The sequence below is a fragment of the Promicromonospora sp. NPDC050249 genome, from assembly GCF_040656015.1.
Lineage (GTDB): Bacteria > Actinomycetota > Actinomycetes > Actinomycetales > Cellulomonadaceae > Promicromonospora.
In genome coordinates, this window is the sequence record NZ_JBFAKY010000001.1 from 257,376 (window position 1) to 281,496 (window position 24,121).

Below are 24,121 nucleotides of genomic sequence, written 5' to 3' on the forward strand. Positions count from 1 at the left end.
CGGCGGTGCCGGTGGCGGCCCCGGAGGTGCCCACGACCGAGAGTCGGTCACGAGATGAGCTCCTGTTCGGCCGCCGCGATCCGCTCCGCCTGGAAGCGCGTGATGTCCCGGACGATACGGATCCAGAGCGGCAGTGCCACGATCATCGCGACGGTCGAGACCACCTCGACGAGCACGAGCGCATCCGCAACCGCCAGCGTCTGATCCGCCGTCGTGCTGGACGCCATGCGGCCCGCGAGGTTGGACCCGAGGATGAAGACCAGCCAGGCCGCCCACCAGCCGCCGATGCCCGAGACAGGGCCGGACGCCGTCGCCCGTCGGATATCGCGCACCACCTGGTGGGGGAACCAGAGCGAGACGAACGGCACCCACCAGCCCAGCCACACCCAGACCTTGCTGCGCTCGTGGATCCAACCAGGGGTGGCGGCCACGGCAGTGGACCGGCTGCGGTACAGCCAGAGGCACGTCACGATGTACGCGGCGGCCTGCACCGGGAGGGACAGGAGGCCGACGGCGTCATACCCGGTGAACTCGCTGTCGAAGCTGCCGAAGCCCGCCTCACCCGCTCGCCGGAGCGCCTCCGCCGCCTGGGGTGCGAACGCCAGCTCCAAGACCTCGACCGCCGTCCAGACACTCGCCAGGACGATCGCGGCGACTCCCAGTCCGGCCGCGCTGCGCAAGGGCGGCACGTCGTACAGTGGCGCGCCGTACGTGTACTGCACCGGCGGGGGCACGGCGGGCGACGTCGGCCCGGAGGGTGGGGCGTACGGGTCGTGCGTCATGGGGTGGCTCCATAGATGTCCGGGAAACCCGAGCCTTGTCGAGAAGGCGTCAGGCAGCCGCCAACGCTAGCCATCGTTGCCCGATATGCCCCCATCGCCGTGGGGTGATCTTCTCCCGAACCGGCGAGCCCTACACATTGCACGCGACACGCCGACCACGGCATGCAGGCTCGACGAGAACGGGGTTATGTACGTGACCGGGCTGGTCACGCACATAACCCCGTTCTCACCTGCAGCCGGCCGGCCCGGATCAGGCCTCGAGGACCACCGGGACGATCATCGGCTTGCGGCGCAGCCGCGTCGCCACGTAGCGCCCGATGGTGCGGCGCATGATCTGCTGCAGCTGGTGCGTGTCCGTGGCCCCGCCCGCGATCGCGTTTTCCAGCGCCGCGGTGACCTCCGGCATCACCTTGTCGAACACCGAGGCATCCTCGGCCATACCCCGCGCGAGAACCTGCGGGGGTGCCAGCACCTTACCTGTTGCGGTGTCGATGACGGCGAAGACGGACACGAAGCCCTCCTGGCCCAGGACCACACGGTCCTTGAGCTCGGCCTCGGTGATCTCGCCGACCGACGAGCCGTCGACGTACACGTAACCGCACGGCACGGCGCCCACGACGGAGGCCTTGCCGTCCACGAGGTCGACGACTACGCCGTCCTCGGCGAGCACGACGCGGTCGGCCGGCACGCCGGTCTTGACCGCGAGCGCCCCGTTCGCCACCAGGTGGCGCACCTCGCCGTGCACCGGCATGACGTTCTTGGGCTTCAGGATGTTGTAGCAGTACATGAGCTCGCCGGCCGAGGCGTGCCCGGAGACGTGCACCTTGGCGTTGCCGCCGTGCACGACGCGCGCGCCGAGGCGGGTCAGGCCGTTGATGATGCGGAAGACGGCGTTCTCGTTGCCCGGGATGAGCGAGGAGGCGAGGATCACGGTGTCGCCGAACTCGACCTGCACCTTGTGGTCGCCGTTGGCCATGCGGGACAGAGCCGCCATCGGCTCGCCCTGGGAACCGGTCGACATGTAGACGATCTGGTCGTCGGGCACCGAGTCGGCCTTCTTGATGTCGATGAGCACACCCGGCGGGACGTCGAGGTAGCCGAGGTCGGCGGCGATGCCCATGTTGCGCACCATGGAGCGGCCGACGAGGGCCACGCGCCGGCCGTGCGCGTGCGCGGCGTTGAGCACCTGCTGCACGCGGTGCACGTGCGACGAGAACGACGCGACGATGATCCGCTTGTCGGCGTGCGCGAAGACGTCGTCGAGCACGGGCCCGATCTCGGCCTCGGGCGTCACGAAGCCCGGCACCTCCGCGTTGGTGGAGTCCACCATGAAGAGGTCGACGCCCTTCTCGCCGAGGCGGGCGAAGGCGCGCAGGTCGGTGATGCGGCCGTCGAGCGGCAGCTGGTCCATCTTGAAGTCACCCGTGTGCAGCACGGTGCCCGCTGCGGTGGTGACCGCAACGGCGAGCGCGTCCGGGATGGAGTGGTTGACCGCGACGAACTCGCAGTCGAAGATGCCGAGCTGCTCGCGCTGCCCTTCCTTCACCTCGAGGGTGTAGGGCTTGATGCGGTGCTCCTTGAGCTTCGCCTCGATGAAGGCGAGCGTCAGGCGCGAGCCGACCAGCGGGATGTCCCCGCGCAGCCGCAGCAGGTACGGCACGGCGCCGATGTGGTCCTCGTGCCCGTGCGTCAGCACGATCGCCTCGATGTCGTCGAGGCGGTCCTTGATGTAGTCGAAGTCCGGCAGGATCAGGTCCACGCCGGGCTGGTTGTCCTCGGGGAACAGCACGCCGCAGTCGATGACGAGCAGCTTTCCGGCATGCTCCAGGACCGCCATGTTGCGTCCCACCTCGCCCAGGCCGCCGAGGGCGACGATCCGCAGTCCGCCTTCGGGCAGCGCGGGGGGCAGGGACAGTTCGGGGTGAGGATGACTCACGTGGCCTCCAAGGCCTCGTTCCAACAGAAGAGATCTAGTGCCCGACGGCGGAGCTCGCCTCCGCGAGCTCGCTCACCTCGGGCTGGTGCGCGACGGCGCCGTCGCTCAGCAGACCGGCCTCGGCCAGTACCACACGCAGGGCGGCCACCTCGTCGTCCGTCGCGGCGACGTTGGGCAGGCGCAGGAACCGGTTGTCCGTGATGCCGATCGCCTCGACCGCGGCCTTGGCCATGACGGCCTGGGCGCCCGCGCCGTTGAGGGCGTCGATGACGCCGGTCGCCGTGCGGAAGACCTCGACGGCCCCGGCGATGTCGCCGGCGTCGAACCGGCGGACGGTCTCCGCGAAGTGCGCGCCGACCACGTGCGCCGACACGGAGACGATGCCCGCGCCGCCGACGCTCAGGAACGGCAGCAGCAGGCCGTCGTCGCCCGAGTACCACGCCAGCCCGGTCTCCGCGATGAGCTTGGTGGCGGCGTAGACGTCGCCGGTGGCGTCCTTGTTCGCGATGATCCGCGGGTGCTGGGCCAGGCGCCGGTAGGTCTCGGGCGCGATGCGCACCACGGTACGGCCGGGCACGTCGTACAGCATGACGGGCAGGTCCGTCGCGTCCGCGACGGCCACGAAGTGCTGGTACAGGCCCTCCTGGCTGGGCCGCGAGTAGTACGGCGAGACGACGAGCACGCCGTCCGCGCCGGCCTCGGCGGCCTGCTCGGCCATGCGGATCGCGTGCACCGTGTCGTTCGAGCCCGCGCCGGCGACGACGGCCGCGCGGTCGCCCACGGCCTCGACGACCGCGGCGACGAGCTCTTCCTTCTCGGGCGTGTGCGTCACCGGGGACTCGCCTGTGGTGCCGGAGAGGACGAGGCCGTCGTTGCCGTCGTCCACCAGCTTCTTCGCCAGCTTGACCGCTGCCTTGAGGTCCACGGCGCCCTCGGGCGTCATCGGGGTGACCATTGCGGTCAGGACAGCGCCGAACGGGCGCGTCGGGTCAGTGGGAAGAACCATGGCTCTACCGTACCGTTTACCGCCCCGGTCACCGCCGTCGCACGAGCTCCTCCAGCCGGTCGACGGCGGCGGCGACCTCGTCGTTGGTCAGCCGGTGCACGCCGGGCTCCCGGGCCACCTCGGCCAGGCCGGCCGCGTAGACGGCGACCGCGGTCGCGTCGAGGCCCCGGCGGTGGGGCGCGGCGTCCGCGGCGACCCGGTCCGCGACCACGTCGTCGGGCGCCTCCACCAGGACATGGACAAGACGAGCGTCCCCGCGGACGGCGGCGTCCGCGAAGCGTGCCACCTGGTCCGGCCGCGCCACGAGCTGCGGCACCACGACGTCGTGCCCGCCGCGCAGGTGCACGGCCGCCATGGCGAGCCCGAGCGCCCGGGCCGGCCCTGCGGTGTCCCGCGGGTCGCCGCTGATCAGCGACCGGACCCGGTCGATGTCGAGGTCGAGCGTACCGGGGTGCCGTGCCGACCAGGCCGCCGCGACGGCCGACTTGCCGACGCCCGGCAGCCCGTTGAGCAGGATCAGCCGGGCCCTGCCCTCGGCGGCCCGGGTCACCGCTCGACCAGGACGCCGTCCTCGTCCGCATACACGGTGGCACCCGGGCGGAACACGACGCCGCCGATCTCCACGGCCTCGTCCAGCACGCCCGCGCCCGTCTTCGACGACTTGCGAGGGTTGGTGCCGAGCGCCTTGACCCCCAGGCGCAGCCCGCCGATCGCCACGGAGTCGCGGATCGCGCCGTGGATGATCGCGCCGGCCCAGCCGTTCTCGATCGCCGCGGCCGCGATGAGGTCACCCATCAGGGCGCTGCGGAGCGAGCCGCCGCCGTCGACGACCAGCACCGCCCCCTCGCCAGGGGTCTGCGTCACCGCCTTGACCAAGCCGTTGTCGTCGTGGCACCGCACGGTGCGCACCGGGCCGGAGAAGGCGCGCACCCCGCCGAAGTCGCGCAGCTGGACGGGGAGCGAGGCCAGCGCCTCGCCGTGCTCGTCGTACAGGTCGGCCGTCGCGGTCATCGTGGTCCTCTCGTGGATGGGTCTGCGCCAGCACCCTACTCAGTGATTCACCCGGCGCCCGGTTCGTCCTGCCCGGGCGAGCCGTGCACGGACGTGGATACTCGAAGGATGACGGCGACGACGCTCTCACCCGCCTTCGTGGCGCACCTGCCCACCGGCATCCTCGTCGACGGGCACTGGGGCTCCGCCGTGGGCGGCGCCACGTTCGAGGTCGCCGACCCGGCGACCGCCGAGCCCCTTTTCGACGTCTCCGACGCCACGCCCGCCGACGCCGTGCGGGCCCTGGACGCCGCACACGCCGCGGCCCCTGCCTGGCGGGCGGTACCGCCCCGCGAGCGCTCCGAGCTGCTGCGCGCCGTCTTCGCGCGGCTCGTCGCCCGCGCCGACGACATCGCCGCCCTCATCACCGCCGAGGCCGGGAAACCGCTGGCCGAGGCGCGTGCAGAGGTCGTCTACGGTGCCGACTTCCTGCGCTGGTTCGCCGAGCAGGCGGTGCGCGCCGACGGCCTGGTGCGCACGGCGCCGTCTGGCACCAACAAGCAGTACGTGAGCCGCCGGCCCGTGGGACCTTCCCTGCTGATCACGCCCTGGAACTTCCCCATCGCCATGGCGACCCGCAAGATCGCCCCGGCGCTCGCCGCCGGATGCACAGTGGTGATCAAGCCGGCCTCGCTGACCCCGATGACCACGCTGCTGGTCGCCGAGATCATCCGCTCCGAGGCGCAGGCGCGCGGGCTGCCCACCGGCATCGTCAACGTGGTCCCTACCTCGCGGTCGGGGCCGGTCACCGAGCCGCTCTTCGAGGATCCGCGCCTGCGCAAGATCTCCTTCACCGGGTCCACCCGCGTGGGTCAGGTCCTGCTCGCCCAGGCCGCGAAGAACGTGCTGCGCACCTCGATGGAGCTCGGCGGCAACGCGCCGTTCGTCGTCTTCGAGGACGCCGACCTCGACGCCGCGGTCGAGGGCGCGCTGATCGCGAAGCTGCGCAACTCCGGCCAGTCCTGCGTGGCCGCCAACCGCTTCCTCGTGCACGTCACCGTCGCGCGCGAATTCGGCGAGAAGCTCGCCGCGGCGATGGGTGCGAAGGTCACCGGACCGGGCAACCGGCCGGGCACCGAGGTGGGCCCGCTCATCGACGAGGCTGCGGTGGACAAGGTCTCCGGCCTGGTGGACGACGCCGTCGCGCACGGCTCGCAAGTGCTCACCGGCGGCTCGCGGCTCGACGGGCCGGGCCACTTCTTCGAGCCGACAGTGCTCGCAGGGGTCGACGCCGACGCTCCGGTCGTGACCGAGGAGATCTTCGGCCCGGTCGCCCCGATCGTCGCCTTCGGGTCCGACGACGAGGCGGTCGAGCTGGCCAACGGCACCCCGTACGGCCTGGCCGCGTACGCGTACACGACGTCCCTGGCGCGGGCCCAGCGCGCGATGGACGAGATCGAGGCGGGCATGATCGGCATCAACCGCGGCCTGGTGTCCGACGCGAGTGCGCCGTTCGGCGGCGTCAAGGCCTCCGGTCTGGGCCGCGAGGGCGGCGAGGCGGGTATGGAGGAGTACCAGGAGACCGTGTACGTGGCTCTGTAGCTCCGTCCGGCAGACCCGTCCGGCGGGCGGGCGGGGTGCCGCGTACGCCGGACGACGACGTAGCCTCGCTGCGTGAACGTCCTCCCCAGTGATCCGGAGGCCCGCGCCGCCGTCCGCCAGGGCGTGAGCGTCTCGGTCGCGACCGGCCTGTACGGCATCTCGTTCGGCGCCCTCTCGGTCGCCGCCGGGGTCGGCCTCGGCCCGACCATGGCCCTGAGCCTGCTCATGTTCTCCGGCGGCTCGCAGTTCGCCCTGATCGGCGTCATCGGCGCGGCGGGCACCCCCGTCGCGGCGATCGCCACCGCCGCCCTGCTCGGCCTGCGCAACACCCTGTACGGCGCGGTGGTCTCGCCGCTGCTCCAGGTGCGCGGCTGGCGCAGGCTCGCCGCCGCGCACGTCACCATCGACGAGTCGACGGCGGTCGCCGTCGCCCAGCCAGAACCCGCGGCCTCCCGGATCGGGTTCTGGGTCACCGGGGTCGGCGTCTTCGTGCTCTGGAACGTGTTCGTGCTCCTCGGCGCGCTCGCCGGCGACGCACTCGGCGACCCGCGCGCCTGGGGCCTCGACGCGGCGGCGGCCGCCGCGTTCCTGGCCCTGGTGTGGCCGCGGCTCGCACCGCGCCGTGCCCAGCTCGTCGCGGGGCTCGCCGTCGTGGCCACCGCGGCGCTCATCCCCTTCGTCCCGCCGGGCATCCCGGTGCTCGCCGCGGCGGCGGTCGCGATCGTCGTGGGCCTGGTCGCGCCGTCCGGCCCCGGTGCCACAGCTGCCGGGCGGCCCGAGAACCAGACCGACCACCACACCGACCACCACACCGACCGGGAGCCTGCCCGATGACCACCACCGTCCTGTGGATCACCGTGCTGCTGGCGTCCCTGGCCTGCTTCGCCCTCAAGCTGGGCGGGCATCTGATCCCGCGCGGCTGGCTCGCCTCCGAGCGCGTCCAGCGGGTCACCGCGCTCGTCACCGTGGCGCTGCTCGTCTCCCTCGTCGTGGTCCAGGGTTTCGCCGACGGCCGCACCCTGACCGTCGACGCGCGCGTGCCGGCGCTCGCGGTGGCCGCACTGGCGCTCGCCCTGCGCGCGCCCTTCATCCTGGTCGTCGTGCTGGCGGCAGCAACAGCGGCAGGCCTCCGCGCCCTCGGCTGGGGCTGAAGCCTTCCCGATGACCATGCACCTGCTGCCAGGATCGAGCCATGCCTGGCAGCAGGTGCATGGTCATCCTGACGAGCCGCCGGGCAGCTAGGGTGGCTGCGTGGCACTGTTTCGCGAGACCGCCGACGTATCCGTCCGCCCAGCGATCGCCGGCGACGAGGCCGCCGTCACCGACGTGCAGGTCGCCGCGTGGCGCGCCACGGGCGTGCTCGGCGAGGGGGTCATCGACGCGCTCGACGTGCCCGCCATGCGGGCGCGCTGGTCGTCGGCCATCACCTCGCCGCCCGGCCCCGGCTTCGCGGTGTTCGTCGCGCTCGCGGGGCCCGACGTCGTGGGGTTCGCCGCCGTCTCCCCCGGTCAGGTGCTGTCGCTCGAGGTGCTGCCCGAGGCGCAGCGCGCAGGGCACGGGTCCCGCCTGCTCGCGGCCGCCGTCGACCGGCTCCGTTCCGACGGCTCGGAGACCGTGACCACCTGGACCCTGGCGGACGACACCGCGCGTGCCGCCTTCCTGGAGTCCAGCGGGCTCGGCGAGGACGGGCGCAGCCGCACCCTCGCGACAGGGGTCCGCGAGGTCGTCGAACGTCGCTGGTCCGCCACGATCTGACGGCTGCGCCGTCCGGGTCCGCCGCCCTGCACACCACCCTGCCGACTGCCCGGTCCACCGAGCGAATCGCAGGTTTCACGCCCGCGTGACAGTCCCGTGACACGGCCTTGCGACCATCACCTTCATGGGGATACGCACGGAGTACTTCGCCGCACCGAGCGATGAGGTGGCGGCGACGGCACTCCGCACACCGGGCGGGCCGGCCGACCCGGACCAGCGCACCGACCTGCCGCGCTTCGACGCCGTCGCGGTGCCGTCGATGGACCCGTTCGTGATGCTCGGCGGACTCGCCGGCGCGCTGTCCGGCCGGCCGTACGGCGAGGTCACCGCGCACCCGCGACACGGGACGCTGGTCTGCAGCGGAGGCGACGAGGGTCCGTGGATAGTCACCGTCTCGCAGATGCTCGCCGACGACCTCGCGTCCGCCGCACCCGCCCGCCTGGCCCGGGTGGCCCGGGAGTGGCACGCGACCGCCACGCCCGCCGTGCCGCCGCGCCAGCTCGCCGCGGCGCTGCTGCCGCTCGCGGCGCTCGCCGCACGCGCGGCCGACCAGGGGTACGGGCTCTACTGCTGGACGAGCCTCACCGAATGACGAGCCCTCAATGACGAGCACCGAGATGACGATCACCGAGATGACGATCATCGTCCGCACTCCCGGCCGGGACTGCCCCGCGGAGCTCGGGCTCGGCCCGCTCCTTGCCGCGTACCACCTGCGGACCGAGGAGGAGAAGGGCGCCACCGTCACGGACGTGGACGGGCTGCCCGCCCGCTACCGGGCGGAGATCAGCGACCCCCGGTCGGCCTTCGCGGACGACGTCGTCCTGGTCGCGCGCCGCGGCGACCGGTCCGCGGGCTGCGTGGTCGTCACCGCGCCCGTGGCGGGCCGGGTGGAGATCAAACGGCTCTGGACGGTTCCAGAGCTCCGCGGCCACGGCGTCGCCTCGGCACTGGTCGGCGCTGCGCTGAGCCACGCGGCCGCCGTCGGCGTCAGCACTGTCGCGCTCTCGGTCTGGAGCTGGCGCACGGGCGCGCTGGGCCTCTACGAGAGGCTCGGCTTCGCCGTCGTCGACTCGTGGGACGAACGCGACGACCTGGTCTGCATGGAGCGCGCCGTCCGGCCGACGGACAACGTTTGAAAGCAGCGTGACCGGAGGGCCGTGGAGGTGCTTCACTAACCCGGTGATCCGCACCCCCAACCCGCTCTGGCGGACTTTTGTCGAGCTCCGTGGCAACCCTCGCGCTTGCGTGTGGACCGAGCCGCTGTGGGGGCTGTCCATGGCCCTCGTGCTGCCGTACGCGTCGGTGTTCATGCTGGCGCTGGGCCTGCACGACCAGCAGATCGGGTTCCTGGCGACCGTCGCGATGCTCTCCCAGGTCGTCTTCGGGCTGGCCGGCGGGATCATCACCGACCGGCTGGGCCGGCGCGCCACGACCGCGTGGTTCGACGTGATCGCCTGGGTGATCCCGTGCGTGCTGTGGGCGTTCGCGGAGAACTTCTGGTTCTTCCTCGCGGCGTCGCTCGTGAACGGAGCCCTGCAGGTCACGCAGAACTCGTGGGACTGCCTCATGGTCGAGGACGCCGAACGGGGCCAGATCACCCGGATCTACTCGCTGGTCAAGGTAGCGGCCGACTGCTCGGCCCTGTTCGCTCCGCTGGCCGCCATCCTGGTCGCGCAGCTCGGGCTCGAACCCGCAGTGCGCATCCTGTACATCAACGCGGCGGTCGTGATGACCGTGAAGATCATCTGGCTCTACCTGTGGTCGCGGGAGACCCGGCAGGGCCGCGTCCGCATGGCCGCCACCCGCGGGCACAGCATGTGGCGCATGCTGGCCGGGTACCGCGGCGCCTTGGGCCTGCTGCTGCGCTCGCGCGGTTCGCTCCTCGCCCTGGCCGTGGCCGCGCTGACCGCAGCGGTCACGCTCGTCAACGGCACGTTCTGGCAGGTGGTGGTCAGCCAGCACCTGCACGTGCCGGACGCGCTGCTGCCCTTCTTCCCGATGGTCCGCTCGATCCTGTCCGTGGTCTTCTTCTTCACGCTCATCCCGCTCCTGACCACCGCCGTCGACCTCAGGCGCGCCACGCTGTGGGGCTTCGGCGTCCACCTCGCCGGACAGGTGGTGCTGGTCGCCATCCCCGCTGCCGAAGGCGGCGCGACGCCGGCGACGTACGCGTTCCTCGGCCTGTGCCTGCTGCTGGACAGCTTCGGCGCGGGCATGCTGTACATGCTCTCGGAGTCGCTCGTCGCGCTGCACGTGGACCAGGCCGAACGTTCACGGGTGATGGCGCTCCAGCGCACGTGCATCATGCTCGCCGCGGCGCCGTTCGGCTGGATCGCCGGCTGGCTCTCCGGGATCGACCGCACCTATCCGTTCATACTCACGGCGGCTCTGCTCGTCGTCGGGCTCGTGCTGGTGATGGTGCGCTGGGTGCCCACCCACCCGGACGCGGAGACCGACCTGACGCCCGACCCGGCCTGACGCGGGCCGGCCCGCCGTCGCCGGTGTGGCCGGCCCGCGCGCACCCCCACTGTCAGCCGGCCGAGGGCCCCTCGGACGAACCCGTCGCCGCCCGCTGACCGCGCCCGAGGAGGCGCATCACGAGGTAGAGCATGAGCCCGAGGAGCAGCAGCGCGCCGGCCCGCAGCCAGGTCTCGCCCGACTGCTGCGTGAGCAGCAGCACGCAGCTCGCGACCCCGAGCCACGGCACCACGGTGATCACCCGGAAGTGCTCGTGCTCCACGTGGTCCCGGCGCAGCACGAGCACCGCGACGTTGGTGCTGATGAAGACCAGCAGGAGGAGCAGGACCACCGTCTCGGCCAGCGAGGCGAGGTCCCCGGTGAAGACCAGCCCCATGGCGACGAGCGTGGTGACCACTATCGCTACCCACGGCGTGCGGCGACGCGGCAGGACGCGCCCGAGGGCGGCGGGCAGGAGCCGCTGCTCGGCCATCCCGTAGGCGAGCCGGCTCGACATGATCATGGTCAGGAGCGCCCCGTTCGCCACCGCGATCAGGGCGACCAGAGAGAACAGCCACCCGGGCACCGTCCCGGCCCGCTCGACCACCTCGAGCAGCGGCCCGCTGGAGCCGGCCAGCGTCTCGGGGTCCACGACGACGACGGCGGCCAGCCCGACGGCGACGTAGACCGCTCCGGCCGTCATCAGGGCGCCGAACAGGGCACGCGGGTAGACCCGCCGCACGTCCCGGACCTCCTCGACCACGTTGGCCGACGTCTCGAAGCCCACGAACGAGTAGTACGCGAGGATCGCCCCGGAGAGCACCGCGAGCGCGGGCGTGGTGTCGTCGGCGAACCGCGTGACGCGCCCCAGGTCGCCGTCGCCACGGCCGAGCACCACGACCGCGAGGACGACGATCAGGACGAGGCCGCTGACCTCGATGATCGTCATGGCGACGTTCGCGCCCAGCGACTCGCGGATTCCCCGCGCGTTGAGCGCGGCGACGGCGACGAGGAACAGCACCGCCACGAGGCGTTCCGGCGCGTCGACGAAGGTGCCGAAGTAGTCGCCGGCGAACGCCAGGGAGAGTCCCGCCGCGCTGGTGACGCCGGCGGCCAGCATCGAGAACCCGACCAGGAACGAGATCACCGGACGCCGGAAGGCGCGCTCGGCGAACACGGCGGCGCCGCCGGCCCTCGGGTACTTGGTGACCAGCTCGGCGTAGGAGCCCGCGGTGAGCAGGGCGAGGCCGAGTGCCACCAGCAGCGGCAGCCAGACAGGGCCGCCCACCTCGCCGGCCATCACCCCCACCAGGGCGTAGACGCCGGCGCCGAGCACGTCGCCGAGGATGAACAGGTACAGCAGCCGCCCGCTGACGGCACGGGAGAGCCGGGTCTCCGGGTCTGCCTGGCTGGTCGTCGTCATGACCAGAGGCTGACACCTCCGGCGTCTACTCGCAGGGCGCGACGGCGGCTACGGCGCCGGTGGGTACCGCACGGCCCCGAGCGGCGAGCAGCAACCACACCTGCCTATCGTCGTGAGGACGACGCGGGAAGGAGCACACCATGCACATCGGGTACACCCTCATGACCGAGCAGAGCGGACCGCGGGAGCTGCTGCGGTATGCGGTCGCCGCCGAGGAGGCGGGCTTCGACTTCGAGCTCTCCAGCGACCACTTCTCCCCCTGGCTCCCCGAGCAGGGACACGCACCCAACGCGTGGGTGCTCCTGGGGGCGGTGGCCCAGGCGACGAGCCGGGTCGAGCTGATGACGTTCGTGACCTGCCCGACCATGCGGTATCACCCGGCGGTGGTGGCGCAGCAGGCGGCGACGCTCCAGCTCCTGGCCGACGGCCGGTTCACCCTCGGGCTCGGCTCCGGCGAGAACCTCAACGAGCACGTGGTCGGCGAGGGCTGGCCCGCCATCGCCGTCCGGCAGGACATGCTCGAGGAGGCGACGCACATCATCCGCGAGCTGCTCACGGGCGAGCTGGTCACCTGGGAGGGCGAGTACTTCCGGGTCGACTCGGCGCGCCTCTGGGACGTGCCGGACGCCGGGGTCCAGATCGGCGTCGCCCTCTCGGGCGAGCACGGGGTCGAGCGGTTCGCGCCGCTCGCGGACCACCTGGTCCAGGCGATGCCCGACGCCGACGTGGTCAAGGGCTGGAACGACAAGCACCCGGGCGGGTCCCGGATCTTCGGGCAGGTGCCGATCTGCTGGGACCCGGACGAGGACAAGGCGATAGAGCGCGCCCACTCGGAGTTCCGCTGGTTCGGCGGCGGCTGGTCGGTGAACGCGGACCTGCCCACGCCGGCCGGGTTCACCGGGGCCTCGCAGTTCGTGCGGCCGGAGGACGTCGCGTCCTCGATCGCCTGCGGACCGGACCTGGACAAGCTCGCCGAGAGCGCCCGCCCGTTCCTGGACGCCGGGTTCACCGACCTCGCGATAGTGCAGGTGGGCGACCACAACCAGGACCGGTTCCTCGCCGAGGCGGCGGGGCCGCTCGTGGAGCGCCTGCGGGCGCTCTAACGGGCCAGCCCTGCGTTGCGGGCTAGTCCTGGGCGGCCGGGGCGGGCTTGGCGCGGTAGAACCCCGCGGCCTTGCGCAGGGCCTCACGGGCCCGGCGGCGGTCACCCGAGGCGTCGTACGCGAACGCGAGGTGGTACCAGGCGCGCCAGTCCTCCGGCGCGGCCTCGACGGCTGCCCGCCGTGGCTCGAACGCCTCGTCGGCGGCCGCCCGGTCGATGCGCCCGCCGGGTGACCGGGGCAGGTCGTCCGCCGGGAGGTTGCCCTCGGCGAACAAGGTGTCCGCCATCGTCTGTACCGTCGCCGCGAGCCGGTACTCGCGCACGATCAGCCCGATGACCAGCAACGGGATGATCAGCACGGCCAGGCCGATGGCGATCAGCACGGGCTCGCCTGCGCGCACCATCGTGATGCCGCGCCCTGCGATCTGCCAGATGTACAGCGCGAGCAGCGCGGTGACGGCCAGCGTGCCGGGCAGCCCCTTGGGCAGCTTGCGGCCCGACGACGGCCGCGGGTCCGCGGCGGGGCCGTCGCCCCCCGGGTCGCTCACGACAGGTCCAGCACGTGCTCGAGGCCGACCGTCAGCCCCGGGCGGGACACCACCGACCGGATCGCGAGCAGCACGCCGGGCATGAACGAGGACCGGTCGAACGAGTCCTGCCGGATGATCAGCTGCTCCCCTTCGTTGCCGAAGAGGATCTCCTCGTGCGCCACGAGCCCGCGCAGCCGCACGGCGTGCACGCGTACCCCGTCGACGTCGGCTCCGCGAGCCTCCCAGCCCGTCTCGGTCGCGTCGGGCGACGGACCGAGGCCCGCCTCGGCGCGGGCCGCGGCGATCGCCGCGGCCGTGTGCCGGGCGGTGCCGGACGGGGCGTCCACCTTGTTCGGGTGGTGCAGCTCGATGACCTCCGCGGACTCGAAGTACCGGGCCGCCTTCGCGGCGAACGTCATCGCCAGCACGGCCGACAGCCCGAAGTTCGGGGCGATGAGCACGCCGAGCGAACCCGTGCCGCCCGTCCCCCGCGGCGACAGCTCGGCGAGGTGCGCCGCGACGCGGGCCCGCGAGTCGTCGTCCCAGCCGGTGGTGCCGACCACTGCGTGCACCCCGGCGTCGAGCACCGCGTGCACGTTGGCCTCGGTAACGGCCGGGATGGTGAAGTCGACGGCGACGTCGGCCCCGCCGAGCGTCTCGCCGGTGATCGTGTCGCCGTGGTCCAGCCTGGCGACCAGCTCGAGGCCGTCCGCGGCCTCGACGGCCGCACACGCCTGGGTACCCATGCGCCCGGCCGCTCCGAGCACTGCCACCTTGATGTCACTCACGATCTTCCACCCTCTGGTTCTTCGTTGAGTGCTGGGTATTTGTCGAAACTGAGGGCTCAGATCGACAAATATCCAGCACTCAACGGGGTCGTCAGTTGTCGAACGGGCCCACGCGGACGATCGATCTCGGGCGGGCAGCCAGGTCCACCGCCAGCTCCTGGACCTCTGCCGCCGTGACCGCCTGGATGCGCTCGAGCGACTCCTCCAGCGACAGCAGGTCGCCGTACACGAGCTCGGCCTTGCCGAGGCGGCTCATGCGCGACCCGGAATCCTCCAGCCCGAGCACCGTGCCGCCGGACAGCTGCCCGATCGACCGCTTCAGCTCGGACTCGGTGATCCCGTCGTTCGCGAGCTTCTCCAGCTCCTCGACGAGCAGCTCCGTGACCTGGTCCGCCTTGGCGGCGGCACAGCCCGCGTACAGGCCGAACGTGCCGAGGCCGCCGTGCGCGGAGGCGAACGAGTACGTCGAGTACGCCAGGCCCCGCTTCTCGCGGATCTCCTGGAACAGCCTGGACGACATGCCGCCGCCCAGCACAGCGTTCAGCACGGACAGCGCGAAGCGCCGGTCGTCCGTCGCCGCGATACCGGTGGAGCCCACGATGATGTTGGCCTGCTCGACCTGGCGCTTCACGGTCAGCTCGGCGCCAGCCTCCGGCACACCGGTGCGGTCCTCGGTCGTGACCCGGCGGTCGCGCGGCGCGACGGCGGCGTCGAGATCCCACCCGCCGTCGGTCAGCGCCTGGGTCACCTGCTGCACGAGCTTGTCGTGGTCGATGCCGCCAGCGGCCGTGACCACGAGGGTCTCCGGCCGGTAGTTCCAGCGGTAGTGGTCCCAGACGGCGGCGCGCGGGACGGCGTTGATCGTCTCGGGCGTGCCGCCGATCGGGCGGCCCAGCGCGTGGTCGCCCAGGACGACGGCGGAGAACTGCTCGTGCACGACGTCGGTGGGGTCGTCGTCGTTCATCGCGAGCTCTTCGAGGATGACGCCGCGCTCGGTCTCGAGCTCGTCGGCGTCCAGGCGCGCGGAGGTGACCATGTCGGAGATGACGTCGACCGCCATCGGCAGGTCGGAGTCGAGCACCCGCGCGTAGTAGCAGGTGTGCTCCTTGCCGGTGGCCGCGTTCGCCTCACCGCCGACGGCGTCGAACGCCTCGGCGATGTCCATCGCGGACCGCCGTGCGGTCCCCTTGAAGAGCAGGTGCTCCAGGAAGTGCGTCGAGCCGAAGTGGCCGTCGGTCTCGTCCCGCGAGCCGACGCCGATCCACGCACCCACCGTCGCCGAGCGCTGGCCCGGCATGTGCTCGGTGAGTACACGGACACCGCCGGGCAGGACGGAGCGACGAATGGTCGCCCCGTCCTGCCCGGCGGTCAGCTCGGCACCGGGCTCGCCCGTGGGGACGAGCGGCAGGTGCCACGCCATGTCAGGCGTCCGCGGATGCGGTGGCCTCGGTGGCCGGCTCGACGGCGTCGGCCGGAGCCGACTCGTCCTCGTCGGTCACGGCGACCAGCGACAGCTTGCCGCGCGGGTCGATCTCACCGATCTCGACCTGAACCTTCTGGCCGATGGACAGCACGTCGTCGACGTTCTCGACGCGCTTGCCACCCACGAGCTTGCGGATCTGGCTGATGTGCAGCAGACCGTCCTTGCCCGGGGAGAGCGAGATGAAGGCGCCGAACGACGTCGTCTTGACGACGGTTCCGACGAACCGCTCGCCCACCTCGGGGACGTGCGGGTTGGCGATCGCGTTGATCGCCGCGCGGGCGGCCTCGGCCGAAGGGCCGTCGACAGCACCGATGTACACGGTGCCGTCGTCCTCGATGGAGATGTCCGCGCCCGTCTCCTCCTGGATCTGGTTGATCATCTTGCCCTTCGGCCCGATGACCTCGCCGATCTTGTCGACCGGGACCTTCACGGAGATGACGCGCGGGGCGTTCGGGGACATCTCGTCGGGCGTGTCGATCGCCTCGTCGAGCACCTCGAGGATGGTCAGGCGCGCGTCGCGGGCCTGGCCGAGCGCGGCGCTCAGCACCGACGCGGGGATGCCGTCGAGCTTCGTGTCGAGCTGGATGGCCGTGACGAACTCCTTGGTGCCGGCGACCTTGAAGTCCATGTCGCCGAACGCGTCCTCGGCGCCCAGGATGTCCGTCATCGCGGCGTAGCGGGTCTCGCCGTCCACGGTGTCGGACACGAGGCCCATCGCGATACCGGCGACCGCTGCACGCAGCGGCACACCGGCGTTGAGCAGCGACAGCGTGCTCGCGCACACGGAGCCCATGGAGGTCGAACCGTTGGAGCCGAGAGCCTCGGACACCTGGCGGATCGCGTACGGGAACTCCTCGCGGCTCGGCAGGACCGGCACCAGGGCACGCTCGGCGAGCGCACCGTGGCCGATCTCGCGGCGCTTCGGGCTGCCCACGCGGCCCGTCTCACCGGTCGAGTACGGCGGGAAGTTGTAGTTGTGCATGTAGCGCTTGCGCGTCTCCGGACCGAGCGAGTCGATCTGCTGCTCCATGCGGAGCATGTTCAGCGTGGTGACACCCAGGATCTGGGTCTCGCCGCGCTCGAAGATCGCCGAGCCGTGCACGCGGGGCAGCACCTCGACCTCGGCCGAGAGGGTGCGGATGTCCGCGAGGCCACGGCCGTCGATGCGGACGCCCTCGGTCAGCACGCGCTGGCGGACGAGCTTCTTCTGCAGCGAGCGGTACGCGGCCGACAGCTCCTTCTCGCGGCCGTCGAAGCCCGCCTGCAGGTCGCCCAGCAGGCGGTCCTTGATCTCGTCGAGGCGGTTCTCGCGGTCCTGCTTGTCCGCGATGGCCAGGGCCTCGCGCAGCGGCTCGGTCACGGCTGCCTCGACGGCGGCGAACGCGTCGTCCTGGTAGTCCGGGAACAGCGGGAAGGACTTGGTCTCCTTGCCCGACTGCGCCGCAAGCTGAGCCTGCGCGTCGCACAGAGCCTTGATGAACGGCTTGGCCGCCTCGATGCCCTCGGCGACGACCGTCTCGTTCGGAGCCGCGACGCCCTCGTTCTTGATGAGGTTCCAGGCGTTGTCGGTGGCCTCGGCCTCGATCATGGCGATCGCGACGTCGTCACCCACGACACGGCCGGCGACGACCATGTCGAAGACGGCGCGCTCCTTGTCGGAGTACTTGGGGAACGCAACCCACTGGCCGTCGACCAGCGCGATGCGCACGGCACCGACCGGGCCGTCGAACGGCAGGCCGGAGATCTGGGTCGACGCCGACGCGGCGTTGATCGCCAGGGTGTCGTACGCGTCGTCCGGGTGCAGAGCCATGACCGTGAGGACGATCTGGACCTCGTTACGCAGGCCCTTGACGAACAGGGGGCGCAGCGGGCGGTCGGTCAGGCGGCAGGTCAGGATCGCGTCGGTCGACGGACGACCCTCGCGACGGAAGAACGAGCCGGGGATGCGCCCGGCGGCGTACATCCGCTCCTCGACGTCCACCGTCAGCGGGAAGAAGTCGAACTGGTCCTTGGGGTGCTTGCCGGCCGTCGTGGTCGACAGCAGCATGGTCTCGCCGTCGAGATAGGCGGCGACTGCGCCGGCTGCCTGCTTGGCAAGGCGTCCGGTCTCGAACCGGACGGTACGGGTGCCGAAGCGACCGTTGTCAATGACTGCCTCGGCGAACTGAATCTCGGGACCCTCCACGGGTGCCCTCCTTCTGTTGGGGTGTTCTCTTGGAACGCCCCCGTGCCTGACGGTCATCGATCGAGGCCTACCGAACCGCCGCTCGCCACAGGCGAGGTGTTCGGGAAGCCACTACCGAGGACCGGACGAGGTCACGGGCGGCGCGTTGTTGTCGTACTACAGCATCTCACCAGACCAGCCCGGCCCCCGCAGCGGGGGCCGGGCTGGTGGGCGTCATATCAGCGGCGCAGGCCGAGCTTGTCGACCAGGGCGCGGTAGCGCTCGATGTCGATCCCCTTGAGGTAACCCTGGAGACGACGGCGCTGGCCCACGAGGAGCAGCAGACCACGACGGCTGTGGTGGTCGTGCTTGTGCTCCTTGAGGTGCTCGGTGAGGTCCTTGATGCGCTGCGTGAGGAGCGCGATCTGCACCTCCGGCGAGCCCGAGTCGCCCGGCTTGGTTCCGTACTCGGAAATGATCTGCTGCTTCGTGGCAGTGTCGAGCGGCATGGCTCTCCTTCAGTGTCGTTGCGCGGTGCTCCGGGACTAGTTCACCGGGGCGCTCTCGATCCGCGGCCGTTCAGACGGCAGTACCACATTACCAGTGCCAGGCCTCTCTGCCCGACGGCGGACGCGGTGCCGCGTATGACGCTCGTCTCTGGTCGCGCCTGGTCAGGAGACCGGCAACGCGGTCGGTAGTTTGTCAGGTGATCGGCAGTCCGGACTGCCGATCACCTGACGAACTACCGACCACGCCGGCTCACGCGCCGTCGTGGCCCGCGTACCTGCCCTTGACCTTGCGGAAGACCGGCAGGCCCGCCTGGTCCTGCCCGATCGGGAGCACGCCCGCGAACGCCAGCAGGTCCGGGAGCGTCGTGATGAGACGCCGGTCGTCGAACCGGACGCCGTTCGCCGGCGTCCAGTCGCGGCCGGGCCGTCGCATGAACGACTCGTCGTCCAGCCGCAGCAGGTACAGGAACGTCTCCACGAGGACGCGGCTGCCGACCTCACCCAGGAAGTTGCCGTTGCCCTGGACCTCGGCCTCCTTGAGGACGTAGTACCACAGGGGCGTGCCGTCCAGGTCGTCGAGCGCGGCCACCAGCTCGGGCGACGCGTTCTGCCGGAGCTGCTCCGGCGTCAGCGGCCGGACCCGGAGCTCCTTGGCCACCGCCTCGCCCGTCGGGATCGCCAGCATGTACCCGCGCAGCAGGTTGCGCTGCGCGAGGTGCTTCAGCAGCGCCCGCACCGGGCCGGCGGCGGCGTTGCCCTCGTTCAGCAGGTCACCCAGGCCGTCCGCCAGGAACGGGTCGATCTTGCGGGCCTTGCGGAACGCGGCCGCGTCACCCTTGTCGGTGAACCGCGCCCACTCGATGGGCCAGTTCGACGGCAGCGCGGGCAGCGGGTTCTCGGGGCTCGGCGACAGACCCCCGTTGCCCGTGAACTGGAAGAGCTGGTCCAGCGTCGCCGTCCCGCCGGGACCGTTCCGCGTGAAGTTGACGTTGTAGTCGTAGGTGCCGCGCACCATCGAGTGTCCGAACCGGAACGCCGCCACCGCGAACTCCAGCGGCATCGACACGCGGCGCGCGGGCCGGAACAGCCTCGGTCCGTCGCGAGCACCGCGTCCAGCACACCGGGCTTGGTGAGCGTGCGCAGATAGTCGTGCACGACCAGCCACTGGTAGTGGTACCGGACGAGCTGCTGCGCCCGGTCGAACAGCTCGCGCTGCGTCGTCGCCGACCACGGCTCGTGCCGCGCCACCCAGTCGACGGTGGCGTTGTGGAACCGGATCATCGCGACGTGGAACTGCGCGACGACCAGGTTCTCGTCGTTGCGGCTGTCCGGGATCAGCGGCATGCGCTCGCTGCCCGGCTCGGTGCTGCGCGGCAGGTCGCGCTGCGGGTCGTCGCCGGGCGCCACGAGCGAGAACGGCCCGAGCGGTTCGGTGGAGACCCTGCCGAGCCGCAGCTTGGCCGAGTTCGGCACGTACGCCGCCTCGCTGCGGGTGGTGCCGCGGTCCTTCTCACCCTCGAACCGCGGGCCGGAGCCGTACAGGCTGTCGAGGTCGAGCAGCGGGACACGCCCGTTGTGGAGGCTGCGCACGACGGTCTTCGGCCGGAACACGCGGAACGGGTCGCTGACGACGTCGCCGAGCGCCTTGTCGCCGCCCGGGCCGGAGCCGTCGTCAGGCCCGTTCGTGTTCAGGGTGATGTCGTGGTCGATGAACTGGCCCCAGTACGTGTAGACGGCGGGGACCGTCGCGTCGAGCGGCCCGGGTGCGGCGGCGGGCTCGATCATGGCGGCGCCCAGCCGCAGCAGGGCGTCCCGGGTCTCGTTCAGGCGACCACCACCCACGGGCAGGTGCCCCTCCGGGTAGCTCCCGGCCAGGCCGCTCAGCAGGTAGTCGAACGACGTCGTCGCGTCGAAGCGGTCCTCGCGCAGGTCGCGCCGCACGGCCGCTTCCGTGCGTGGCATGAGGGTCGCCGTGCTCTCGTGCGGCTCGGCCGTGTCGTCGGGGTCGGCGGGCACGAACACGCCACCGTGCCCGATCCGCCGCACCGTGCGGCCGGCCGGCGTCTGCGCCAGGTCGACCGCCTCGTGGGGGGCGTGGTTCGGTTCGCCCTGAGGCGGCGCCTCAGTGGTCTGGGCCATGGGTCTCTCCTTCTCTAGGGGTGAAGGCCTTCACCAAGTCAGAGAGCACCACAGCCCGGTCAGTGACGTATTCGGCCAGAACCGAATCAGGCGGTCCGCTTGACGTGCGCCGCCCACAGCACCGCGCCGGCCGCGAACAGCACCTGCACGGCGACCACCGACGGCGCCACGACCCCGGAGACGGCCACCCACGCGAGCGGGAGCGTGCCCAGCACCGCCAGGTCCAGTCCCTTGAACTGGTGCAGCACCAGCCCGGTCGGCACACCGCCAGCGGGCGTCGCGATCATCGGCACGTCCCACGGCACCGGCCCGCGGTAGGCGGTCCGTACGGCGGCGGCCCCGAGCACCACGGCCGCAGGCACCGCCATCGCCAGCCACTGCCCGCCCCCGACCGTCGCGGCGACCGCCAGCAGCACCACCGCCGCCGTCAGCACCGGCCACGCGGTGCGCACGGCCCGGGTGGCGCGGGCACCCAGCGGTACCAGCGAGTCCAGCCGGGGGTTCTCCCCCGCCGCCCGCGGCCCGACGGCGCCCGCGAGCGCCCCCGCGTACCCGACGCACGCGAGGACCGCCCAGAGCCCTATCCCGTCCGCCAGCACGGGCACCTGGACGGCGACGGCTCCGGTGGCGGCGAGCGCGACCAGCCCGGCCAGCGCGGCGGGCGAGCGGGCCAGAAGGGTGGCGTCGGCGGCGAGCAGCGCGCCGGCCGGGCCGCGTGCCGTACCGGGCAGCCAGGGCAGCACGCGCGACGCCGTCGGGCCGCCGCTGAGGAGCGCGCGGCTCATGCCGCCGCTGTCGAGCGAGAGCAGGGCTGCCGAGGCCTGCATCGCGGCCGACGCGCGGGCGCGCAGCTCGCCGGCCCGGAGCCGGTCCAGTCGAGTGGCCCAGACCGCGAGCGCCGCACCGCCCACGACGACCACTGCCGCGAGCACGGGCAACGGTACGGACCAGGCCGCCCACCCGGGGGCCCAGAGCGCCAGGCCGAGCCCGGCCACCGGCACGGCGGCGAGCAACAGGACGAGCACCCTCCCCGCACGGTCGCCCGACGCCGCTCCGGTCACCTGGAGCGCACCCGTTCCGGCCACCACGACGAGCCCGAGCGCGCCGCCGAACGCGGCGTCGGCGAGGATCCCGGTGAGGCCCACACCCACGAAGGCGGCCGGTACGCCGCCCGCGACCAGGCCGGCGCCGATCCCGGCGAGCACCGTGCGGACCACTGACGGCGAGGCGAGGCCCGCGCGGTCGGCAGGGGTCGGTACCCACCAGCGCACCCCGGCGGCGGGCAGCCCCGCCGGACCGACGCGCAGCGCCACCACCGCACCCGCTACGGCCGCCAGCGCGAGCACCATCGCCTGGATCAGGCCCTGGCCGAGCCCGAAGCGGGTCGCGTCCGACCCGAGCAGCTCCCGCACGGGCGCACCGAACCCCCACACGTACAGCGTGACGATCGCGAGGGAGATCACCACCTCGGCGACGTCCATCGCCACCCGGCCGGCCTCGGCAGGCAGGTTGTGCGCCCGCACACGCGCGGTCAGACGGCGCAGCTCGGCACCGGTGAGCTGCTCCTCCTCGTCCCCGACCAGCCGGGGCAGCGGGGACGGGACGCCGGCGCCCGACTCCTCGCGGGTCACCGGAAGCCCGCCAGCACGCCCGGCGCGTCGGCGGACGGCAGCAGCACGGCGCCGTCGTCGGACAGGTACAGGGCGCTCGCGCCGGTCGCGGCGAGCAGGCGGTCGTCGTGCGTCGCGAACAGGACCGCCGTGCCGGCGTCGGCCTCGGCACGCAGCAGGTCGCCGAGCCGGGCGCGCATGGCGGTGTCGAGGCGCTGCTCCGGCTCGTCGAGCACGAGCAGGTCCCGCGGCCGGACCAGGGCGCTCGCGAGCAGGAACCGCCGGCGCTGCCCGGACGACAGCGTGTGCGGCATTGCGCCGCCGTGCCCGCTGATGCCCACGTGGTCGAGCACCTGGTCGGTGACCGCACCGGCGTCGGGCACGCCGTGGCCGCGCGCGGTGAGCACCAGGTGCTCTCGGACGGTCACGCCGGGGAAGAACGCGTCGTCGTCCAGCACGCCCGCGACCCGGGTGCGGAACCCTCGCTCGCGCTCGTCCACCACCCGCCCGAACGCGCTGACCGTGCCAGAGAGCGGCTCCTGCAGGCCGAGCACCGTGCGCAGCAGGGTGGACTTGCCGGTTCCGTTGGTCCCGATCACGGCGACGACGTCGCCCGGTTCTAGCGTGAGCGTGACCGGCGGGCAGACGGCGTTGCCGCCGTACCCGACGACCAGGTCGGACAGTTCGAGGAGCGTCATGCCCACCTCAACGTACGAAGGTCCGCAAGATCTCCCTACGCGCGCAGGATCTTGCGGGCGCGCGCCACGTCGTCGTTCATCTGGGTGATGAGCGGCTCCATGCCGTCGAAGCGCAGCGTGGGCCGCAGGTGGGCCACGAACTCGAGCACCACCGTCTGGTCGTACAGGTCGAGGTCGGTGCGGTCGAGCACGTACGCCTCCACGCGACGCTCCACACCGTCGAACGTGGGGTTGGTGCCGACGGAGATCGCTGCCGGGAGGATCTCCTCCTGCCCCATCCCCGTGCCGGACACGGCGGCGCGGTCACCCTCCGGTCCGGCGAGGCTCGCGCAGGTCGCGGCCGTGCCGCGGCGCAGCCACCCGGCGTAGACGCCGTCGGCGGGGACCAGGCCGGTGATGTCGCCGAGGTTGGCGGTCGGGAAGCCCATCTCGCGGCCGCGCGCGTCGCCGTGCACCACGGTCCCGCGCACGAGGTGCGGACGGCCGAGGACGTCGGCGGCCTGGTCGACGTCGCCCTCCGCGAGCAGCGCACGCACCGCCGTCGACGACCAGCGCTGGTGCCCGTCGCCCTCCGGCGGCAGGAAGTCGCCGACGTCGTCGATGGCGACCACCTCGAAGCCGTGCTGGCCGCCGAGCTCGACCATCGTCGCGAGCGTGCCGGCGTTCTGCTTGCCGAAACGCACGTCGTGGCCCACCACCACCGTGCGGGCGCCCAGGCCCTCCACGAGGTAGCGCGAGACGAACTCCTCAGGCGTCTGGGCGGCGAAGTCGAGGGTGTAGTTGACGAGCAGCGTCGCGTCGAGGCCGGTGCGCTCCATGAGTGCGAGCCGGTCCTCGAGCCCGGTGATCAGCTCGGGGGCTGACTCCGGGCGGTGCACGGCCGAGGGATGCGGCTCGAACGTCACCGCGACGGCGCTGGCCCCGTCGCTCCGGGCGAGCCGGAGGATGCGGTCGAGCACCGCCTGGTGGCCGCGGTGGACGCCGTCGAAGTTGCCGATCGTCACCACAGATGGCCCGAATCCCGGGGGAACCTGTTCCAGGTCCGTCCACAGCTGCACGCGGGTTGCTCCTCATGAATCGGGTGGCGCGGGTGCGGCTGCCGCACACGCGACTGCCCGCACCGATCGTTGAAAGCCTAGCCGGAGCC

General features: G+C 72.2%; 24 protein-coding genes. 8 read left to right on the forward strand and 16 right to left on the reverse strand.

The features are described 5' to 3' along the window. Positions 1–47: 47 nt before the first annotated feature. The 5 genes from AB0I32_RS01160 to rraA all read right to left on the reverse strand — a co-directional run bounded on the left by AB0I32_RS01160 (position 48) and on the right by rraA (position 4,735). Positions 48–782: a DUF4328 domain-containing protein gene (locus AB0I32_RS01160; protein WP_357501989.1), complete on the reverse strand. Its 735-nt coding sequence runs from the start codon at positions 780–782 to the stop codon at positions 48–50. Between the two features lie 250 nt (positions 783–1,032). Then, positions 1,033–2,718 carry a ribonuclease J gene (locus AB0I32_RS01165; protein ID WP_357501991.1) on the reverse strand — a complete coding sequence of 562 codons (1,686 nt, stop codon included), beginning with the start codon at positions 2,716–2,718 and terminating at the stop codon, positions 1,033–1,035. A gap of 34 nt (positions 2,719–2,752) precedes the next feature. Continuing rightward, a complete protein-coding gene (gene dapA / locus AB0I32_RS01170; RefSeq protein ID WP_357501994.1) occupies positions 2,753–3,724 on the reverse strand; it encodes a 4-hydroxy-tetrahydrodipicolinate synthase in 972 nt (323 codons plus the stop codon). Between the two features lie 28 nt (positions 3,725–3,752). Further along, on the reverse strand, positions 3,753–4,274 hold the full coding sequence (locus tag AB0I32_RS01175; protein WP_357501996.1) for an AAA family ATPase: 522 nt from the start codon (positions 4,272–4,274) through the stop codon (positions 3,753–3,755). Continuing rightward, the gene (gene rraA / locus AB0I32_RS01180; protein ID WP_357501998.1) at positions 4,271–4,735 is read right to left on the reverse strand and encodes a ribonuclease E activity regulator RraA; all 465 of its coding nucleotides are present in this window, start codon (positions 4,733–4,735) and stop codon (positions 4,271–4,273) included. Before rraA ends, AB0I32_RS01175 begins: the two co-directional genes overlap by 4 nt. A 108-nt stretch (positions 4,736–4,843) precedes the next feature. Here rraA and AB0I32_RS01185 point away from each other — a divergent pair, with 108 nt between their 5' ends. From AB0I32_RS01185 to AB0I32_RS01215, 7 genes are all read left to right on the forward strand, one after another. Continuing rightward, a complete protein-coding gene (locus tag AB0I32_RS01185; RefSeq protein ID WP_357502000.1) occupies positions 4,844–6,316 on the forward strand; it encodes an NAD-dependent succinate-semialdehyde dehydrogenase in 1,473 nt (490 codons plus the stop codon). A 72-nt stretch (positions 6,317–6,388) separates the two neighbouring features. Then, the gene (locus AB0I32_RS01190; RefSeq protein ID WP_357502002.1) at positions 6,389–7,150 is read left to right on the forward strand and encodes an AzlC family ABC transporter permease; all 762 of its coding nucleotides are present in this window, start codon (positions 6,389–6,391) and stop codon (positions 7,148–7,150) included. Then, a complete protein-coding gene (locus AB0I32_RS01195; protein WP_357502004.1) occupies positions 7,147–7,467 on the forward strand; it encodes an AzlD domain-containing protein in 321 nt (106 codons plus the stop codon). Before AB0I32_RS01190 ends, AB0I32_RS01195 begins: the two co-directional genes overlap by 4 nt. Before the next feature lie 100 nt (positions 7,468–7,567). Further along, positions 7,568–8,071, forward strand: coding sequence for a GNAT family N-acetyltransferase (locus tag AB0I32_RS01200; RefSeq protein WP_357502006.1), 504 nt, complete (start codon positions 7,568–7,570; stop codon positions 8,069–8,071). Positions 8,072–8,195: 124 nt separating this feature from the next. Further along, positions 8,196–8,663, forward strand: coding sequence for a hypothetical protein (locus AB0I32_RS01205; protein ID WP_357502008.1), 468 nt, complete (start codon positions 8,196–8,198; stop codon positions 8,661–8,663). A 10-nt stretch (positions 8,664–8,673) separates the two neighbouring features. Further along, a complete protein-coding gene (locus tag AB0I32_RS01210) occupies positions 8,674–9,207 on the forward strand; it encodes a GNAT family N-acetyltransferase (protein ID WP_357502010.1) in 534 nt (177 codons plus the stop codon). A gap of 43 nt (positions 9,208–9,250) precedes the next feature. Then, complete coding sequence (locus AB0I32_RS01215; protein ID WP_357502013.1) at positions 9,251–10,549, forward strand: MFS transporter; 1,299 nt, start codon at positions 9,251–9,253, stop codon at positions 10,547–10,549. 52 nt (positions 10,550–10,601) lie between these two features. Here the strand turns inward: AB0I32_RS01215 and AB0I32_RS01220 are convergent, their stop codons facing one another. After that, a complete protein-coding gene (locus tag AB0I32_RS01220) occupies positions 10,602–11,951 on the reverse strand; it encodes an APC family permease (protein ID WP_357502015.1) in 1,350 nt (449 codons plus the stop codon). A 140-nt stretch (positions 11,952–12,091) separates the two neighbouring features. Between AB0I32_RS01220 and AB0I32_RS01225 the strand changes: the two genes are divergently transcribed. Next, on the forward strand, positions 12,092–13,054 hold the full coding sequence (locus AB0I32_RS01225; protein WP_357502017.1) for a TIGR03557 family F420-dependent LLM class oxidoreductase: 963 nt from the start codon (positions 12,092–12,094) through the stop codon (positions 13,052–13,054). Between the two features lie 22 nt (positions 13,055–13,076). Here the strand turns inward: AB0I32_RS01225 and AB0I32_RS01230 are convergent, their stop codons facing one another. From AB0I32_RS01230 to AB0I32_RS01275, 10 genes are all read right to left on the reverse strand, one after another. Then, positions 13,077–13,601, reverse strand: coding sequence for a hypothetical protein (locus AB0I32_RS01230; RefSeq protein WP_357502019.1), 525 nt, complete (start codon positions 13,599–13,601; stop codon positions 13,077–13,079). Further along, positions 13,598–14,371 (reverse strand): 4-hydroxy-tetrahydrodipicolinate reductase, encoded by a 774-nt coding sequence (gene dapB, locus AB0I32_RS01235; RefSeq protein ID WP_357502021.1) that lies wholly within the window; start codon positions 14,369–14,371, stop codon positions 13,598–13,600. The genes AB0I32_RS01230 and dapB overlap by 4 nt, the downstream gene beginning before the upstream one ends. A gap of 91 nt (positions 14,372–14,462) precedes the next feature. Then, entirely contained in the window at positions 14,463–15,791 is a 1,329-nt protein-coding gene (locus AB0I32_RS01240; RefSeq protein WP_357502023.1) for a pitrilysin family protein, read from the reverse strand. 1 nt (position 15,792) lies between these two features. Then, entirely contained in the window at positions 15,793–18,039 is a 2,247-nt protein-coding gene (locus AB0I32_RS01245; RefSeq protein WP_357502025.1) for a polyribonucleotide nucleotidyltransferase, read from the reverse strand. 218 nt (positions 18,040–18,257) lie between these two features. After that, complete coding sequence (rpsO, locus tag AB0I32_RS01250) at positions 18,258–18,527, reverse strand: 30S ribosomal protein S15 (RefSeq protein WP_020016810.1); 270 nt, start codon at positions 18,525–18,527, stop codon at positions 18,258–18,260. 250 nt (positions 18,528–18,777) lie between these two features. Further along, a complete protein-coding gene (locus AB0I32_RS01255) occupies positions 18,778–19,263 on the reverse strand; it encodes a hypothetical protein (protein WP_357502027.1) in 486 nt (161 codons plus the stop codon). 26 nt (positions 19,264–19,289) lie between these two features. Continuing rightward, positions 19,290–20,666, reverse strand: coding sequence for a peroxidase family protein (locus AB0I32_RS01260; RefSeq protein ID WP_357502029.1), 1,377 nt, complete (start codon positions 20,664–20,666; stop codon positions 19,290–19,292). A gap of 86 nt (positions 20,667–20,752) precedes the next feature. Further along, complete coding sequence (locus AB0I32_RS01265) at positions 20,753–22,297, reverse strand: DUF6297 family protein (protein ID WP_357502032.1); 1,545 nt, start codon at positions 22,295–22,297, stop codon at positions 20,753–20,755. After that, positions 22,294–22,974, reverse strand: coding sequence for an ABC transporter ATP-binding protein (locus AB0I32_RS01270; RefSeq protein ID WP_357502034.1), 681 nt, complete (start codon positions 22,972–22,974; stop codon positions 22,294–22,296). Before AB0I32_RS01270 ends, AB0I32_RS01265 begins: the two co-directional genes overlap by 4 nt. A gap of 35 nt (positions 22,975–23,009) precedes the next feature. After that, positions 23,010–24,032: a bifunctional riboflavin kinase/FAD synthetase gene (locus AB0I32_RS01275; RefSeq protein ID WP_357502036.1), complete on the reverse strand. Its 1,023-nt coding sequence runs from the start codon at positions 24,030–24,032 to the stop codon at positions 23,010–23,012. Positions 24,033–24,121 lie beyond the last annotated feature (89 nt).

What these genes read in the sequence shown, in the direction of transcription:
- AB0I32_RS01205 (WP_357502008.1), top strand. Translation starts at nt 8,196, where the DNA reads ATGGGGATACGCACGGAGTACTTCGCCGCACCGAGCGATGAGGTGGCG.
- AB0I32_RS01160 (WP_357501989.1), bottom strand. Translation starts at nt 782, where the DNA reads ATGACGCACGACCCGTACGCCCCACCCTCCGGGCCGACGTCGCCCGCC.
- AB0I32_RS01210 (WP_357502010.1), top strand. Translation starts at nt 8,674, where the DNA reads ATGACGAGCACCGAGATGACGATCACCGAGATGACGATCATCGTCCGC.
- rraA (WP_357501998.1), bottom strand. Translation starts at nt 4,735, where the DNA reads ATGACCGCGACGGCCGACCTGTACGACGAGCACGGCGAGGCGCTGGCC.
- dapA (WP_357501994.1), bottom strand. Translation starts at nt 3,724, where the DNA reads ATGGTTCTTCCCACTGACCCGACGCGCCCGTTCGGCGCTGTCCTGACC.
- AB0I32_RS01185 (WP_357502000.1), top strand. Translation starts at nt 4,844, where the DNA reads ATGACGGCGACGACGCTCTCACCCGCCTTCGTGGCGCACCTGCCCACC.
- AB0I32_RS01225 (WP_357502017.1), top strand. Translation starts at nt 12,092, where the DNA reads ATGCACATCGGGTACACCCTCATGACCGAGCAGAGCGGACCGCGGGAG.
- AB0I32_RS01260 (WP_357502029.1), bottom strand. Translation starts at nt 20,666, where the DNA reads ATGGCCCAGACCACTGAGGCGCCGCCTCAGGGCGAACCGAACCACGCC.
- AB0I32_RS01270 (WP_357502034.1), bottom strand. Translation starts at nt 22,974, where the DNA reads ATGACGCTCCTCGAACTGTCCGACCTGGTCGTCGGGTACGGCGGCAAC.
- AB0I32_RS01220 (WP_357502015.1), bottom strand. Translation starts at nt 11,951, where the DNA reads ATGACGACGACCAGCCAGGCAGACCCGGAGACCCGGCTCTCCCGTGCC.
- AB0I32_RS01240 (WP_357502023.1), bottom strand. Translation starts at nt 15,791, where the DNA reads ATGGCGTGGCACCTGCCGCTCGTCCCCACGGGCGAGCCCGGTGCCGAG.
- rpsO (WP_020016810.1), bottom strand. Translation starts at nt 18,527, where the DNA reads ATGCCGCTCGACACTGCCACGAAGCAGCAGATCATTTCCGAGTACGGA.
- AB0I32_RS01195 (WP_357502004.1), top strand. Translation starts at nt 7,147, where the DNA reads ATGACCACCACCGTCCTGTGGATCACCGTGCTGCTGGCGTCCCTGGCC.